Origin of the sequence: Nocardia sp. NPDC019323 (genome assembly GCF_044389845.1) — a bacterium.
In the GTDB taxonomy this organism is placed as follows: domain Bacteria; phylum Actinomycetota; class Actinomycetes; order Mycobacteriales; family Mycobacteriaceae; genus Nocardia; species Nocardia implantans.
In genome coordinates this window covers 84,822-99,327 of record NZ_JBIRYN010000005.1, presented here as the reverse complement: position 1 = coordinate 99,327, position 14,506 = coordinate 84,822, and the positions used below count along the sequence as shown (strand labels likewise).

12 protein-coding genes are annotated in these 14,506 nt (G+C 69.9%); 6 read left to right on the top strand and 6 right to left on the bottom strand.

The genetic code is table 11. The features are described 5' to 3' along the window. Positions 1-62: 62 nt before the first annotated feature. On the bottom strand, positions 63-2,441 hold the full coding sequence (locus tag ACH49X_RS19840; protein WP_357207926.1) for a beta-ketoacyl synthase N-terminal-like domain-containing protein: 2,379 nt from the start codon (positions 2,439-2,441) through the stop codon (positions 63-65). Positions 2,442-2,548: 107 nt separating this feature from the next. Here ACH49X_RS19840 and ACH49X_RS19835 point away from each other — a divergent pair, with 107 nt between their 5' ends. The 5 genes from ACH49X_RS19835 to ACH49X_RS19815 all read left to right on the top strand — a co-directional run bounded on the left by ACH49X_RS19835 (position 2,549) and on the right by ACH49X_RS19815 (position 6,168). Continuing rightward, positions 2,549-3,052 (top strand): GtrA family protein, encoded by a 504-nt coding sequence (locus ACH49X_RS19835; RefSeq protein WP_323124558.1) that lies wholly within the window; start codon positions 2,549-2,551, stop codon positions 3,050-3,052. A 123-nt stretch (positions 3,053-3,175) separates the two neighbouring features. Further along, complete coding sequence (locus ACH49X_RS19830; protein ID WP_357207927.1) at positions 3,176-4,537, top strand: M20/M25/M40 family metallo-hydrolase; 1,362 nt, start codon at positions 3,176-3,178, stop codon at positions 4,535-4,537. Between the two features lie 22 nt (positions 4,538-4,559). Continuing rightward, on the top strand, positions 4,560-5,093 hold the full coding sequence (locus ACH49X_RS19825) for a YbhB/YbcL family Raf kinase inhibitor-like protein (protein WP_067805376.1): 534 nt from the start codon (positions 4,560-4,562) through the stop codon (positions 5,091-5,093). 125 nt (positions 5,094-5,218) lie between these two features. Then, positions 5,219-5,623 (top strand): hypothetical protein, encoded by a 405-nt coding sequence (locus ACH49X_RS19820; RefSeq protein WP_357207929.1) that lies wholly within the window; start codon positions 5,219-5,221, stop codon positions 5,621-5,623. A gap of 125 nt (positions 5,624-5,748) precedes the next feature. Next, entirely contained in the window at positions 5,749-6,168 is a 420-nt protein-coding gene (locus tag ACH49X_RS19815) for a hypothetical protein (RefSeq protein WP_357208004.1), read from the top strand. A gap of 390 nt (positions 6,169-6,558) precedes the next feature. Here the strand turns inward: ACH49X_RS19815 and ACH49X_RS19810 are convergent, their stop codons facing one another. The 4 genes from ACH49X_RS19810 to ACH49X_RS19795 all read right to left on the bottom strand — a co-directional run bounded on the left by ACH49X_RS19810 (position 6,559) and on the right by ACH49X_RS19795 (position 12,347). Beyond that, positions 6,559-7,686 carry an FAD-dependent monooxygenase gene (locus ACH49X_RS19810; protein WP_357207931.1) on the bottom strand — a complete coding sequence of 376 codons (1,128 nt, stop codon included), beginning with the start codon at positions 7,684-7,686 and terminating at the stop codon, positions 6,559-6,561. A 364-nt stretch (positions 7,687-8,050) separates the two neighbouring features. Continuing rightward, positions 8,051-9,883: a long-chain fatty acid--CoA ligase gene (locus ACH49X_RS19805; RefSeq protein ID WP_357107379.1), complete on the bottom strand. Its 1,833-nt coding sequence runs from the start codon at positions 9,881-9,883 to the stop codon at positions 8,051-8,053. A 191-nt stretch (positions 9,884-10,074) separates the two neighbouring features. Next, complete coding sequence (locus ACH49X_RS19800; protein WP_357207933.1) at positions 10,075-10,806, bottom strand: GTP cyclohydrolase II; 732 nt, start codon at positions 10,804-10,806, stop codon at positions 10,075-10,077. Beyond that, positions 10,803-12,347 (bottom strand): carbohydrate kinase family protein, encoded by a 1,545-nt coding sequence (locus ACH49X_RS19795; protein ID WP_357107382.1) that lies wholly within the window; start codon positions 12,345-12,347, stop codon positions 10,803-10,805. The genes ACH49X_RS19800 and ACH49X_RS19795 overlap by 4 nt, the downstream gene beginning before the upstream one ends. A 685-nt stretch (positions 12,348-13,032) precedes the next feature. Here ACH49X_RS19795 and ACH49X_RS19790 point away from each other — a divergent pair. Further along, positions 13,033-13,416 (top strand): hypothetical protein, encoded by a 384-nt coding sequence (locus ACH49X_RS19790; protein ID WP_357107385.1) that lies wholly within the window; start codon positions 13,033-13,035, stop codon positions 13,414-13,416. Positions 13,417-13,426: 10 nt separating this feature from the next. Here the strand turns inward: ACH49X_RS19790 and ACH49X_RS19785 are convergent, their stop codons facing one another. Further along, entirely contained in the window at positions 13,427-14,503 is a 1,077-nt protein-coding gene (locus tag ACH49X_RS19785; protein ID WP_195082923.1) for a quinone-dependent dihydroorotate dehydrogenase, read from the bottom strand. Positions 14,504-14,506: the final 3 nt, after the last annotated feature.

Here is a 14,506-nt window from a genome sequence, read left to right as displayed (position 1 = left end):
TGGCGCGACGAGCCTGGACGACAGAGCCGATCAACCGCTTCCAGCGCCCGCGCGGTTGCGGCTCAGCCGAGCAATTCCCGGCTCAACGCCAGCAATTCAGCGGTCGACAGAACTTCCTCCTCCGCCGGCGGTCGCGGGGCCTCCACCGGCGCCGGGGACTCCGTCGCCGGGCTCGCGGGAGTGAGGCGGACGTCGAGTTCGGCCGCCAGCAGCTCGACGGTGGGGCAGCCCCAGATGATGGCGGCCGGGACGTCGATGCCGAGCCGTGCGCCGAGGCGGGCCGACAGTTCCACGGCGTGCACCGAGCCGATCCCGAGCTGTTCGAAGTTCTGCCGCACGGCCACCCGATCCGGCGCGATGCCGACGACTTCGGCGAGTTCGGCGGTGACCAGCGCGGCGAGCTCGGCGACACCGGGCGCAGAGCTGCTTCGGTGCTCACCGGACCCGGAAGGCGACGCGACCACTGCCGGCCGCTGTCGCGAGGCCGCGACCGTCGCGCCGTGGTCGCCGTCTTCCGCCACGGTCACCGACGCCGCAACCGGCTCCGCCCGGGACCCTGGACCCGATACGTCCTGCGAAACGATCTCGACGAGCGAGGTATCCCATGCGAGCGTCGCGGGTCGGTCGACGCCGATACCGTCCCGGGGCTGCGCGTCCGCCCAGTGCCGTTCGCGTTGGAACGGGTAGGTGGGTAGGGAGATCGGGCGGGCGGGCGGGTTCAGCGCCGCCCAGTCGGGTTCGACGCCGCGCTCGAACAGCGCTCCCGCCGCGCGCAGTAGGTCGCGCTTGGCCACGGCGCCCGGACGCAGCGCCGCGGACAGCACCGCACCCAATACCTCGTTCTCGTCAGCGCCGGTGTCCTTCGCAGTCCCCTCGAGATAGGTGTCGAGGAATTCCACGACTTGGTTCACGTCGTCGGCGACGATCGAAATCCTCTGCTGGAAAACCGTCCTCATGGCGAGGGTGTGCGCGAGGTCGGCCAGGCGAATATGCGGATCGCGTACGAGACGCGCGCGCAGCCGACGCGCGTGTCCCCGCAGCGCGGCCTCGGTTCGGGCCGACAGCACCACCAGTCGCGCCGAGTCGTCGCTGTCGCCGACCGGATCGGACTCGGGTGTCGCTTCGGCGATGACGTGGGCGTTGGACCCACCGAAACCGAACGCGCTCACCGCGGCGCGCGCGGGGCCGTCGTGTCGCGGCCACGCCATATCCGTGTCGGCCACCCGCACACCCGTCGCGGCGGGATCGAATTCCGGGGGCGCATGATCGAAGTGGAGGCTGCGCGGGATGCGGCGCTGCGACAGAGCGAGCGCGACTTTCACCAATCCGGCCATGCCCGCGGCCGCTTCGGTGTGCCCGATGTTGGTCTTGACCGAGCCGACGATCAGCGGTGCGCCGGGAGCTCTTCCGGCGCCGTAAACGTCGGCCAGGGCGGACAATTCGGCGCGGTCGCCGACGGCGGTGCCGGTACCGTGCGCCTCGACATAGTCGATCGTCGACGGATCCACCCCCGCTCGCGCGCAAGCCCTCCGCAGCAGCTGCCGCTGACCGTCGGCGCTGCTGGCGGGCATGGAGCGGTGCCTGCCGTTGTTGTTGGTGGCGCTGCCCAGCAGGGTGCAGTAGACGCGGTCGCCGTCGCGCAGCGCTTGCCGCAGCGGCTTGAGCACCACGACCGCCCCGCCTTCGCCGCGCACGTAGCCGTCGGCGGAAGCGTCGAAGGTGTGCGAGCGGCCGCGGGCGGACAGCACACCCAGCGCGGACAATCCGATCGTGGTCTCCGGGATCAGGTTCAGTTGCACGCCACCGGCGACGGCCAGTGCGGCGTCACCGGTGCGCAGCGCCTGACAGGCCAGGTGCACCGCGACCAGCGATCCGGCGCAGGAGGCGTTGACGGTCATACTGGGCCCGTCGAAACCCAGGAAGTACGACACCCGGTTGGCGATCACACCCTCGACGTCCCCGGTGCTGGTGAACGGTGTGATGGCGGCGGCGCCCCTGGCGAGTTTGACGGCCCGGTAGTCGTTGAATTTGTTGGCGAAATACACGCCGGTGTGCGGAACCCGCTCGGGCCGGATCGCCGCGTCTTCGAATGCCTCCCAGGCCAATTCCAGCGCCAGGCGTTGCTGCGGATCCATGTCGGCGGCCTCACGCGGCGTGATCCCGAAGAATTCGGCGTCGAAACCGGCGACGTCGGCCACATACCCGCCCGCGACCGAAACCGTCTTGCCCGCCGCGGAGCGATCGCGGGCGCGGTGGTCGCCGGACCAGCGGCCGGGCGGCGGCTCGTCGGCGACGGCGTCGATCTCCTCGATCAGCAACCGCCACAACGCGTCCGGGGAATCGGCACCGCCGGCGAAACGACAGCTCATGCCGATCACGGCGATCGGTTCCGCGCCGTCGCGGTCCGGCTGAGCGCGGGCGTGCCGCTTGGTCTTCTTCACGCTACTCACCTGCCCGCGATCCACCGACCGTGCACTCGCGCAACAGGCGGTGCGGTGAATCTGCCGATCTTGTTGTGGGGTCGGGACATGTGCCGGAGACTTTACCTGTGCTGTTTTCCGAACGCCCCGTTTTCGCTCGGGTGACGTCCGCGCTGGGGGGCGAGGCACGGCGTCGAGAACTCTTCCGTTTCGCTTCTGTCGGTATCGCGGCGTTCACGCTGGACACCGCCATATTCCTGACCTTGAAAAGCACGGTGCTCGAGCCGCACCCGGTCACCGCGAAAGTGGTCGCGGTGCTGGCGGCGATCACGCTGTCGTATGTGCTCAACAAGCAGTGGTCCTTCGACGGGCGCGGCGGTCGGCGCGGCCATCACGAGGCCGCGCTGTTCTACCTGGTCAGTTTCCTGGCCGTCGCGATCAACACCGCGCCGCTGTGGGTGTCGCGGTATGTGCTGCATCTCGAGGTGCCCGAGGTCTCCCGCTTCACCCAGAACGTGGCCGACTTCGTGGCCGCCCAGCTGATCGGCACCGCGCTGGGCATGGTGTTCCGGTTCTGGGCCTTCGTGCGGGTGGTGTTCCCCGACCAGGTCCGGCCGCCCGGCCCGGCGTGAGAGTTCCGCTCACCTTGATGACAACCCTGTCGCGGGTGATCGCGCACCGTGCGGGCCGCATCGCCTCGCCGCGGCACCCTGTCGGGACGTTTGCCTCGCCGCGCGGGTGGTAGGAAAGGGAGCGTGTCCGCAACAGGCGAAGGATTCGACCCGAACAGAAACTCCCGCGCGGTGTCGGAAGTGGTGGAGCTGGTCAGCACGCTGATCCGCTTCGACACCTCCAACACCGGCGACCTGGCCACCACCAAAGGCGAGCGCGAGTGTGCGCAGTGGGTGGCCGACCAACTGCATCAAGCGGGATATGTCACCGAGTACGTCGAGTCCGGCGCGGACGGGCGCGGCAACGTCTTCGCGCGGCTGGAGGGCGCCGACCCCAGCCGCGGCGCGCTGATGATCCACGGCCATCTGGACGTGGTGCCCGCCGAGGCCGCCGACTGGAGCGTGCACCCGTTCTCCGGCGCAGTGCGCGACGGCTACGTGTGGGGTCGCGGCGCGATCGACATGAAGGACATGGTCGGGATGACGCTGGCGGTGGCCCGCCAGTTCAAGCTCGAGGGCACGGTGCCGCCGCGCGACCTGGTGTTCGCCTTCCTCGCCGACGAGGAGAACGGCGGCAAGTGGGGCTCGCAGTGGCTGGTGGACAACCGCCCCGACCTGTTCGACGGCGTCACCGAGGCGGTGGGGGAGGTCGGCGGGTTCTCGCTGACCGTGCCGCGGCCCGACGGCACCGAACGCAGGCTGTATCTGGTGGAGACCGCCGAGAAGGGCCTGGGATGGATGCGTCTGCGCGCCAAGGCGCGCGCGGGCCACGGCTCGTTCCTGCACGAGGACAACGCGGTCACCATCCTCGCCGACGCGGTGGCCCGTCTGGGCAAACACACCTTCCCGCTGGTGCTGTCGGATTCGGTGGCGGCGTTCCTCGCCGCCGTCGCCGAGGAGACGGGTCTGCAGTTCGATCCGGCCGGCCCCGACATCGAGGGCCAGCTGGCGAAGCTGGGCACCATCTCCCGCATCATCGGGGCCACCCTGCGCGACACCGCCAATCCCACCATGCTGCAGGCCGGTTACAAGGCCAACGTGATCCCGCAGACCGCCGAAGCGGTGGTGGACTGCCGTGTGGTGCCCGGACGGCAGGCAGCCTTCGAGCGGGAGGTGGACGAGCTGATCGGCCCCGAGGTCGAACGCGAGTGGATCACCAAGCTCGACTCCTACGAGACGACCTTCGACGGCGATCTGGTCGAGGCGATGAACAACGCCGTGCTGGCCCATGATCCGCGCGGCCGTACCGTGCCCTACATGCTCTCCGGTGGCACCGACGCGAAAGCGTTCGCCCGCTTGGGTATCCGCTGCTTCGGTTTCGCGCCGTTGCAGTTGCCGCCGGAGCTGGACTTCACCGCCCTGTTCCACGGCGTCGACGAGCGGGTTCCGGTGGAGGCCCTCGAATTCGGCACCCGCGTGCTGGAACACTTCCTGTTGCACAGCTGATCCGATCCGGAAGAGAGGTTTCATGACCTACAACCCCTACGACGCGCTTCCGCAGGTGCCGTCGTTCACACTCACCTCCGATGACGTCACCGACGGGCAGCCGTTCAAGAACGAGCAGGTCAGCGGCATTTTCGGGGCGGGAGGCCAGGACATCTCCCCGCAGCTGTCGTGGTCGGGTTTCCCTGCGGAGACCAAGAGCTTCGCGGTGACGGTGTACGACCCCGACGCGCCCACCGCCTCCGGCTTCTGGCACTGGGTCGTCGCCGACATCCCCGTCAGCGCGACCTCCCTGCCCGCGGGCGCGGGAAGCGGCGAAGAGGGCGGCGCGATGCCGACCGGTTCGATCACCCTGCGCAACGACGGCGGCTTCCACGGCTTCGTCGGCGCCGCCCCGCCGCCCGGTCACGGCCCGCACCGCTACTTCATCGTGGTGCACGCCGTCGACGTCGAAAGCCTGGGCATCGACGAGAACGCCAGCCCCGCCTACCTGGGCTTCAACCTGTTCTCCCACACGCTGGCTCGCGCGACCCTGGTCGCCACCTACGAACAGAAGTAGGAATCGCCGCACATCGTGGCCCCGGGCGAAATGCTCGGGGCCACGGTGCTTTCCGCGCAACGCCGCACCTTCGTGGGGCGAGAATTAACAGGCGCTGATCGCCGCGCGGCGTCCACAATCACCTCATGGATTTCTCCGAAGCGGTGCGAGGCGCGCGTCTGCTCGCCGCCGACATAGAAAGGTCCCTCGGCTTCCCGGCGGATGTCGGCACCGAATACCCCGAAGGGTGGCGCCGCTTCCACGAGCTGTCCGGGCGTCCGGCCCCGAAGGCGTGGGTGAGCATTTCGGTGCCGGAGGTCGGCACGACCATCGCCCTCGATCCGAGTGAGCCGGGCAGCGAGACCGCGGAAGGGTTCGCGATGGAGCTGGTGCAGGTCTTGCAGGACGACATCCAGATTCACCTGCGCGAGCCGTGGCCGAAGGATCCCGCCGCGCGCGGCCGCGCCCTGGCGGCGACCGAGCGGGGCTGGCAGAGCACGGTTGATCGCGCCCGTCTGGTTCCGTACGGCGAACTCGGACCCGCGACTTGATCCGACCAGTCGGTATTCCCAGCGCTGACTTGTTCTCGGCGCGCCCCGGCCGGTCACGGGCGCTACGCTCGCGCTGAACAACCGCCCAAGTAGGGCGCGCGACCGATGAGGGTAAGAACGTGATCATTCGCACGGAAACGGCCTGGGTACTGTTCTTCGCCGGGCTCATCTTCCTGTGGGCGCTGGTGCTCGGCGTATGGAAGTGGCAGGCGATGACCACCTCCCCGAACGGTCTGGCCCACCCCTATGTCGACATCGCCCACCGAGCCGCACTGCTGTATTCCTTCGCGACCGGGTTGATCGCCTGGTTCGTCGAACTGTCCGGCTGGCCGACCGCGGTCGACGCCATCGCGGCGGGGGCGATCATCCTGCTGTTCGTGGTGACGATCGCCAACTACATCCGGCTCGGACTGCAACGCGAGACCGACAACCAGATGCGCAACCCGCCGCCGTCGATGCGTTTCGTCCTCGCGGCTTTGATCATCGGCGAGATCGGCGGATTCGCCGTGCTGTTGGCCGGATTCGCCGTCGAGCAGCTGGGGTAGGCGGTCCCACCACGCGTTCCGGTGGCGCTGGGCGATCGTTCGCAGCACCTGGGACCAGCGGTGCGGTCATGCCGCGAGCAACGTCCGGGTCCGTTCACCGAAGTCCGCGACCAGAGGATGCGGGCCGAAGGCGACCATCCGCCGGTGTACGTCGCGCACGGCCTCCACGGAACGGGACGACTTGACCTTGCGAGCGAGCTCGAGCGTCCGTACGCCCGCGGCGTGGGCGGCTTCGAGGTCGCGTTGTTGTTGCCGTCGCTCGGTGGATTCCTGCCGTCGGCGGGGGCGCGCGTCGACAGGCTCGGCCGTCCTACCGATCCGGGGCACATCCGCAAGGCCCCCCACGCGCGCCCCGCGACAGGCGCGGACACCCGGCGCAGTGGCTAGGGATCAGCGGATGCGCTGGGGTGCGGTGAACGCGGCGACCAGGCTCTCGGCCGTGCCGTCGTACCGGTCGCCGAACAACTCGGCGGTCTCGGTGGCTACCTTGGTGCTGCGGGCGAACATGTCCTGCTCGTATTCGCTGAGGGCGGTTTCGATATCGCCGGGGTGCGCGGCGAGGGCGTTGCCGAGTTCGGCGCCGTCGAGCAGGGCGAGGTTGGCGCCTTCGCCGTTCGTGGGCATGAGGTGGGCGGCGTCGCCGAGCAGGGTCACCCCCGGTACCCGATCCCACCGGTGCCCGACCGGCAGGGTGTAATGCGGGCGCCAGACCGGCGGGGTGTCGGTCTCGGTGATCAGCGCGGTGAGTTCCGGTGCCCAGCCGCGGAATTCTTGCGCGACCCGTGCGGTGGCCGCGGCGGCGTCGGTGAAGTCGATGGCGGCGAACCAGTCGTGTGGCCTGGCGAGCACGACGTAGGCGTGCAGGGTGTCGCCCTTTTCGCGGTGTGCGTGGATCTCGCGGCCCGGCGAGGGCGCCGACATCGACCCGCCGCCGACCGCTGCCGCGGCGGCGGGGTGGTGGGTGTCGGCGTCGTAGAGGTAGGTCTCGACGAACGACTCGCCGGTGTAGTCGGGTGTCGCGGTGGACAGCAGCGGCCGGACCCGCGACCACGCTCCGTCTGCCCCGACCAGCAGGCTCGTGACGACCGTGCCGCCATCGGCGAAGGTCAGCTCGTGGCGGCCGGAACCGAGTGCGCGAACCGAATCGAGCTTGCGGCCCCACTGGACGGTGCCGGCCGGGAGCGAGTCGAGCAGCAGTTGTCGCAGCTCGCCGCGCTGCACCTCGGGGCGTCCACCGGTGCCGTCGTCGGGTTCGTCGAGCAGAACGGTTCCGTTCGGGTCGAGGATCCGCATCGCCTGGCGGCCTTCCAGGACGAGGCCGCGGAATTCCTCCATCAGTCCGGCCGCCGCGAGGGCGAGTTGGCCGTTGTAGTCGTGGATGTCGAGCATGCCGCCCTGCGAGCGCGCCGTCGGGGTCGGTTCGGCCTCGTACACCGTGGCCGGGATGCCGTGGACGTGCAGGACGCGGGCCAGAGCGAGTCCGCCGAGTCCGGCGCCGATGATCGTTACTGGAGTCATGGTGACGAGGGTGCCGGGCAGGGGTTGCACCGCCCTTGCGCCCGGCTTGCGCCCCTCTTGTGATTGCGGCGAGGCGCCAGGCCTGCATGCCGCCGCCCACGGCGGAGTCGAGCAGTCGACGGAACCGGGCCGGTCGACCTGCCCTCTCGCCACGACCCGGCCACCCTGGCCGCACTCGTGCACACGATCTCCGACGGCATCGCCGTCCAGGCCGCGGCCGGGCGCAGCCGCGAGGAGCTTCGGCGGATCGGCGCCTCGGCGCTGCGCACCCTCATGGACGAAGACCCGTAGACCACGCCGTGCGAGCGCAAAAGCGCCGTGAACCCAGGCCGATCACCTGGGCCACAGCGCTTTTCGCGAGGGCTTACTTGACGCTGATCACCCGGTCGGAAGGTTCCTTGGCATACAGCGCCTCGATCTCGGCCTGGTACTTGGCCGCGATGGGGGCGCGTTTGAGCGACATCTTCGGAGTCAGTTCGTCGCCGCCGGGCTCCCAGACCGCGCCGAGGATGGTGAAGCGTTTGATCTGCTCCACGCGGGAGAGTTTGGCGTTGCCCGCCTGGACCGCGGCGAGTACCTCCTCCACGATCTGCGCGCGGGTGGCCAGGGTGGCGATGTCCTCGCCGGTGGCGTCGAGTTCCTTGGCGCGCAGCGCCGCGACGTCGGGGTCGAGCACGATCAGGGCGGCGATGTAGGGCTTGGCGTCACCGAGGGCGACGACTTGGCCGATCAGCGAGGAAGCCGCCTTCACCGAGTTCTCGATGTTGCTGGGGGCGATGTTCTTGCCCGCTTCGTTGATGATCAGTTCCTTCTTGCGGTCCACGATCCGCAGGTAGCCGTCGGCGTCGAGGGTGCCGATGTCACCGGTGTGCAGCCAGCCGTCGGAGTCGATGGCCTCGGCGGTCTTGTCGGGCATGTTGCGGTAGCCGCGGGTGACGATCGCGCCGCGGATCAGCACCTCGCCGTCGGCGTCCAGTCGCAGCTCGACCCCGTCGACCGGACGCCCGACCGAACCGGGCCGCGGCTTGTCCAGTTCGGTGTAGGTGCCCACGCCGGTGGTCTCCGACATGCCCCACACCTCGCTGACGGTGAAGCCGAGGCCGAGGAAGTATTCCAGGGTCTCCGGCGGGATGGGGGCGGCGCCGGAGGAGGCGACTTTCAGTTGATCCAGGCCCAAAGCGTGGCGCAACTTCGACAGCACCAGCGTCTCGGCGATCTTGTGCTGCGCGCCGAGCAGGGGGCCGCGGCCTTTGCCGGACAGATCGGCGCGCGCGGCGGCGATCCCGGTGCTGATGGCCCAGTTGGCCAGCGCCTTCTTCACCGGGCTCGGTTCTTCGGCGAGTTTGCCCTCGACACCGGCCTTGATCTTCTGCCACACGCGCGGGACGCCGAAGAAGATGGTCGGGCGCGCGTCGGGCAGGGCGGCGGCGACTTCGCGCGGGTCGGGGACGGTGGTGATCTGGATGCCGGTGAGCAGGTTGATCGCGTGCCCGGAGATACGGTCGGCGACGTGCGCGGCGGGCAGGTAGGACACCGCGCGGTCGTCCAGCCCGACCCGCAGCGGGCCGTTGACCAGGGCGATGATCTGGGCGAGCACGTTGCGGTGGGTGATCTCCACGCCCTTGGACGGCCCGGTGGTGCCGGAGGTGTAGATCAGGGTGGCCAGGTCGTCGGGGCCGACGGCCTGCCAGGCGGCGTCGAAATCGAAATCGGCGGCGGGCGCGGCCTCGACCTGTTCGACGGTGACGGTGCCCTCGGCGGGGCCGTCGACCAGGATGATGTGCTCGACCGGCACCCCGGCCGAGGTGATCCGGTCGAGGAAGACCTGCTCGGTGACGACGACTTTGTTGCCCGCGTTGGTGAACAGATGGGCGATCTGCTCGGGGGAGCTGGTGTTGTAGATGGAGAACGGGGTGGCGCCCAGGTGCAGGGCGGCGGTGTCGACGAGATTGAACTCGGGACGGTTGGTCAGCATGATGCCGACGGTGTCGCCGTGGCCGACGCCGAGCCCGGCCAGGCCCGCGGCGATCGAGCGCACCCGTTCGGCGTACTCGCGCCAGGTGTACTGCTGGGTGCCGCCCACCTTGCGCAAGGCGATCTGGTCGGGGCGCAGCCGCGCGGTCTCCTGGAATGCGGCGGGAACGGTGTACACCGTTTTGCCCGACTGATGCGCGTATCCGATTTCTGTTGTCGTCATATCCCTGTTCCCGATAGCGCTGGCGTGAACCGGGCGCGACCTGCGCCGACGCCCGATCCGGGACTCGCATCCCCTGACATGACGCGACGAGCGCGCTGTCAGTCTCTCACGAGCCGGCGCGCCACATGTGGCGCGGCTCACTCATGGTAGCCACATGTGGGAAGCCGGGTGGGGCAAACTTCAACAATCCTTCAGGCACCGATCAGATCCGGCGCGGGGCCGGGACGGGGACGGACGTTGTCACCGGGGGCGAGCCCGACCGCGTCCACCGCGTACGGCCGGCCCCCGTGATCTTCGTTGTGCTCGTCGGACGCCCACGGTGGGGAGTCGGTCGGGATCCAGTGCTTGCGCCGGGTGCGCTTGGCCTCGAGGTAGTCGCGGGCGCGTTCGCTCAGCGCCCGCGTGCGCAACGGCACGGGGGTGACCAGCAGACCTGCCTGCCGCAGGGCCTCGACCTTGGCGGGATTGTTGGTCAACAGCTGCACCGAACGCAGTCCGAGGCCGGCCAGCGCACGGGCGGTGGCCACGTAGGTGCGTCCGTCGGCGGGATAGCCGAGGGCTTCGTAGCTGGTGAAGGTGTCCGCGCCGGAGCGCTCGCTTTCCCGGTAGCCCAGCGCTTTGGCGATCAGGCCCGCGCCGCGGCCCTCCTGTTCCAGATAGACCAGCACCCCGGAACCGGCGGCCTGGATCAGATCCAGCGCCTTGTCCAGTTCCGGTCCGCAGTCGCAGTCCTGCGACCGCAGCGCCTCCCCGTACAGGCAGCGCGAGTGCACCCGCACCAGGCAGCCGTCGGCCACCGCACCGAACAGCAGCAGATGGCCCCGCTCGCCGTCGGCGTCCAACTCCGCTACCCGAACTCGCAGATCTTGCCCGTTGCGACGGAACCGATGCTCGGTGTCGGCAGGATCCACAACGTTGGTCAATGCTCCTCCGTAGCGAGTTTGTAGATTCGCTCGACCTCACTCACCAGTGGCATCGCCGCGGGGACATCCCCGATCGATTGCGTCGCCACCATCGCGGCGGTCGCCCAGACGTAGTCGGTGCGTTCGGCGGGGCGGCGCGTCGAAACGAGACGATATACCAGGGCGGCGGAGAAGGCAGCGTGAGCGCCCACCGAGTCCTGCAACGCCGTCGGGAACGGCTGGAATCTCGCGCTGACCTGGTCGGACCACACTTCGCACCGGAAATCCTGGATCGCGCACACCGCCCCCGCCCCCAGGGCGCGCAGCCGCGTCGCGGTCTGGTGCCCATCCGCGCCCTCGCCCGCCATCGCCAGCGCTCGCAGGTCGCTGTCGCCGCCGACGAGGTAGTCCACCGCCCCCAGATGCTGATACAGGTACTGCGGACGGTCCAGCCGCGGCGCGGGATGCAGCACCACCAGCGGTCGCCGCGGCAGCGCGCGCAACTGTCCCATGATCTGCTCGATGACGCCGGTGGGTTGCTCGAAGGTCAGCAGCACCGCATCCGAGGCCGCGATCGCCGCACGGATGGCCTCGCTGCGCAATTCCTGCGCGCTCAGCCGGATTCGCTCGTCCTTGCAGCCGATCGTGGCGGCCGCGCCGGTGCGGGCCACGATCACCGCGGTCACCGGCGTCGGGGCGTAGGGCACCACTTTGACCAGTTCGGTGTCGACGCGTTCGCTGCGCAGGTAGTCCAGGATGTGATCGCCCGCGTCGTCGTCGCCGACCGCCGAAATCAGCCGCGCCCGCAGCCCCAGCCTGGCCGCCGCGACGGCGCGGGTGAGGCCCTTGCCGCCGGGATGCTCCCGATAGCTGCCGCGCGCGGTGGCCCCGGAGCCGGGGATGCCGTCGACCACATACATGTGGTCGACGACCGCGTCTCCGATCACCGTGACCACACCGCGGTCGTCCACCGGAACCGGTTCCGCCGCAGCATGTTCGGAGGTGTTGCCGAAGTCGACGACATGCGCGCCGTCGAACACCGACGCCGTGGTCAGCTGCGCGGCCAGCTCGGTGAACGCCCGCCGCTCGGGAGCCCCGCGCAGCGAGCGCACCGTCAGCGCGCCGGGAACCGGTTGCGCGCCAAGGGCTTCGTGCAGCCGCGCCCACCGCTCGGCGAGGTATTCGCGCCGCTCACCCAGATCCTGGGCGTAGAGCCGAGCGGGATCCACTCCGGCGGGCGGGTTTTCGCGCAGCAGCCCCAACGAAAGTTCCGCGTCGACGACCAGCCGGTGGGTGGGCTCCAAGCGCAGCGCCAGATCGCGCACCAGCGGCAGCACCGCCTCCTCCTGGTCGATGCCCGCTCGCCGCGCGTACTGACGCACCGCCAGCAGATCCAACAGCGGCAGTACGTCGATTTCGGTGCTGCGCAAGCGATCCGGGCTCAGGCCGGAACGTTTGCACAAGCGGGTGAGGATATTGCGAACGGCAACCATTCCCGAATCCTGCGGGACCATGGCGATGCCACCCTCCTCTATCGGCGCGACACCGGTGGTCGTGCGCATGTTGGCCACGCGAATCGGGTTTAGCCAGCGGGCGAATTGTCAATTACCAAATTACAACGGCAATTGCGCGGGGGGAACGGCAAATGCCACACTGGATGTGGCGATCCCCATCGCACCACCAGGCACATCGGGAGGGCTGGTGATGAAAGTGATTCTGCAGATACGGCAGCCGCGACGGCGGCGGCGACACCGCCCCGCCGGATCCGACACCGACATGGTGCCCGAGCCGGTGAGGGACTGAACGAGCCGCCGAACACTTCCCGCGGCACCACACCGGCCGGCATCCGCCTCGCGGCGGCACACCGGTAGACCCACCACAGGCCGTAGCGGACCCGGCCTCTCGGCGCCCCGGCCGCTACCGACTCCGTCGCCCGGACCCCACAGCCGTGGCACCCACCACCGCGCCGATGCCCCGCACGCCGCGATCGGCGCGCGACGCCGACCGGCTCGCCCGAAGCCGCGGTCACCCCGGCCGTACACCAGCGAGCCGCCCCCTGGACCACCCGGCCCGGCAGCGGACGCCTCCGGCCCAGGGCACCCACCACGCCCGCCGCAGCGGCGGATCACCCACCATGCGGCGCGGCCACCGCGGCGCACCAGCGGATGCACGACAGGAGGCATTCGTGCTCATCGACCTCAGCACCCTGGAGCCGGCCTCACTCCACCCGTCGCACCGGAGACCGCGATGACCATCCACACCACCGAATGGACGATGACCAGTGACATAACCCCCGAATCGGCCTACCGCGACACCGACGCGACCGACAGCTGGCGGCTGAGCTGGCTACCGGACCGGCGGCTGACCCGCGGCCAGGCCATGGCCGGGATGTCCCTGGACGAACTGCTCAGCGACCCACACGCCGTGCACGACCGCGCGACCCAAGCCCGGGCCGAGGCCTACGCCGACGAACTGGGCATCTTGCGCGACCACGCGGTGATCCTGCTCGCCAAGCGCATGGCCGCCCGCCTCGAGCAGGAACTGCGGCCGAAAGGAGATCCGGCGCCGCCGGGGCACACTCCACGGCCCCGGCGCCCCCGCATCCCTGAACCGCCGTTCGTGCACGGCTGACCCGTCTGCTTCAGGCGTGCGCTTTGTGCTCGGCCCCGACGGCCTCACCGAGACTGCGGTAGCCCCCGGCGCGCAACCGCTGCGCCAACCCGCGATGGATTCTGCGCATCCAGAACGGGCCGCCGTAGATGAAACCGGTGTAGCCCTGCAACAGCGTCGCCCCCGCCAGGACACGTTCCCACGCCTGGTCGACGGTTTCGATGCCACCGACCGAGATCAGCACCAGCCGATCACCCACCCGCCGGTACAGCCGCCGCAACACCTCGAGCGAACGGTCGGCGACCGGCGGACCGGACAACCCACCCGCCCCCATGGCCTCCACCTGTGCGGCATCGGTGCGCAGACCGTCACGGCGGATGGTGGTGTTGGTGGCCACGATGCCGGCCAAGCCGAGCTCCACGGCCAGATCGGCGACCGCGTCGATGTCCTCGTCGGACAGATCCGGCGCGATCTTCACCAGCACCGGCACCCGCACACTGTCCAGCACCGCCCGCAGCAGCGGCCGCAGCGACTCCACCGCCTGCAGATCCCGCAGCCCCGGGGTGTTGGGGGAGCTGACGTTGACCACGACGAAATCGGCCAGCGGCCCCAGCAGCGCGGCGCTGGCGGCGTAGTCCGCCGCCGCGGCCTCGGGCGCCACGATCTTGGTCTTGCCGATGTTCGCCCCGATCGGCACCCCGCCGCGGCGCGCCCGCAGCCGTTCGGCGGCCGCGGCGGCGCCGTGGTTGTTGAAACCCATCCGGTTGATCAGAGCGCGGTCGGCGGGCAACCGGAACAGCCGCGGCGCGGGATTGCCCGGCTGCGGCTGCGCGGTCACGGTGCCGATCTCGGCGAAACCGAACCCCAGCGGCGCCCAGGCATCGACACCGTCGGCGTTCTTGTCGAAACCGGCGGCCAGCCCCAGCGGCGCGGTGAACTCGACCCCGAACGCCTCGGTGCGCAGGATCGGGTCGCGGGTGACGAGGATCTTGCCCATCGCCCAGCGCAGCGGCGCGCACCAGGCCGCGAACCGCATCGCGGCGAAGACGAGGTGATGGATGCGTTCCGGCGCGACCAGGAACATCAGTCGGAGTAGCAGGGCGTACATCGG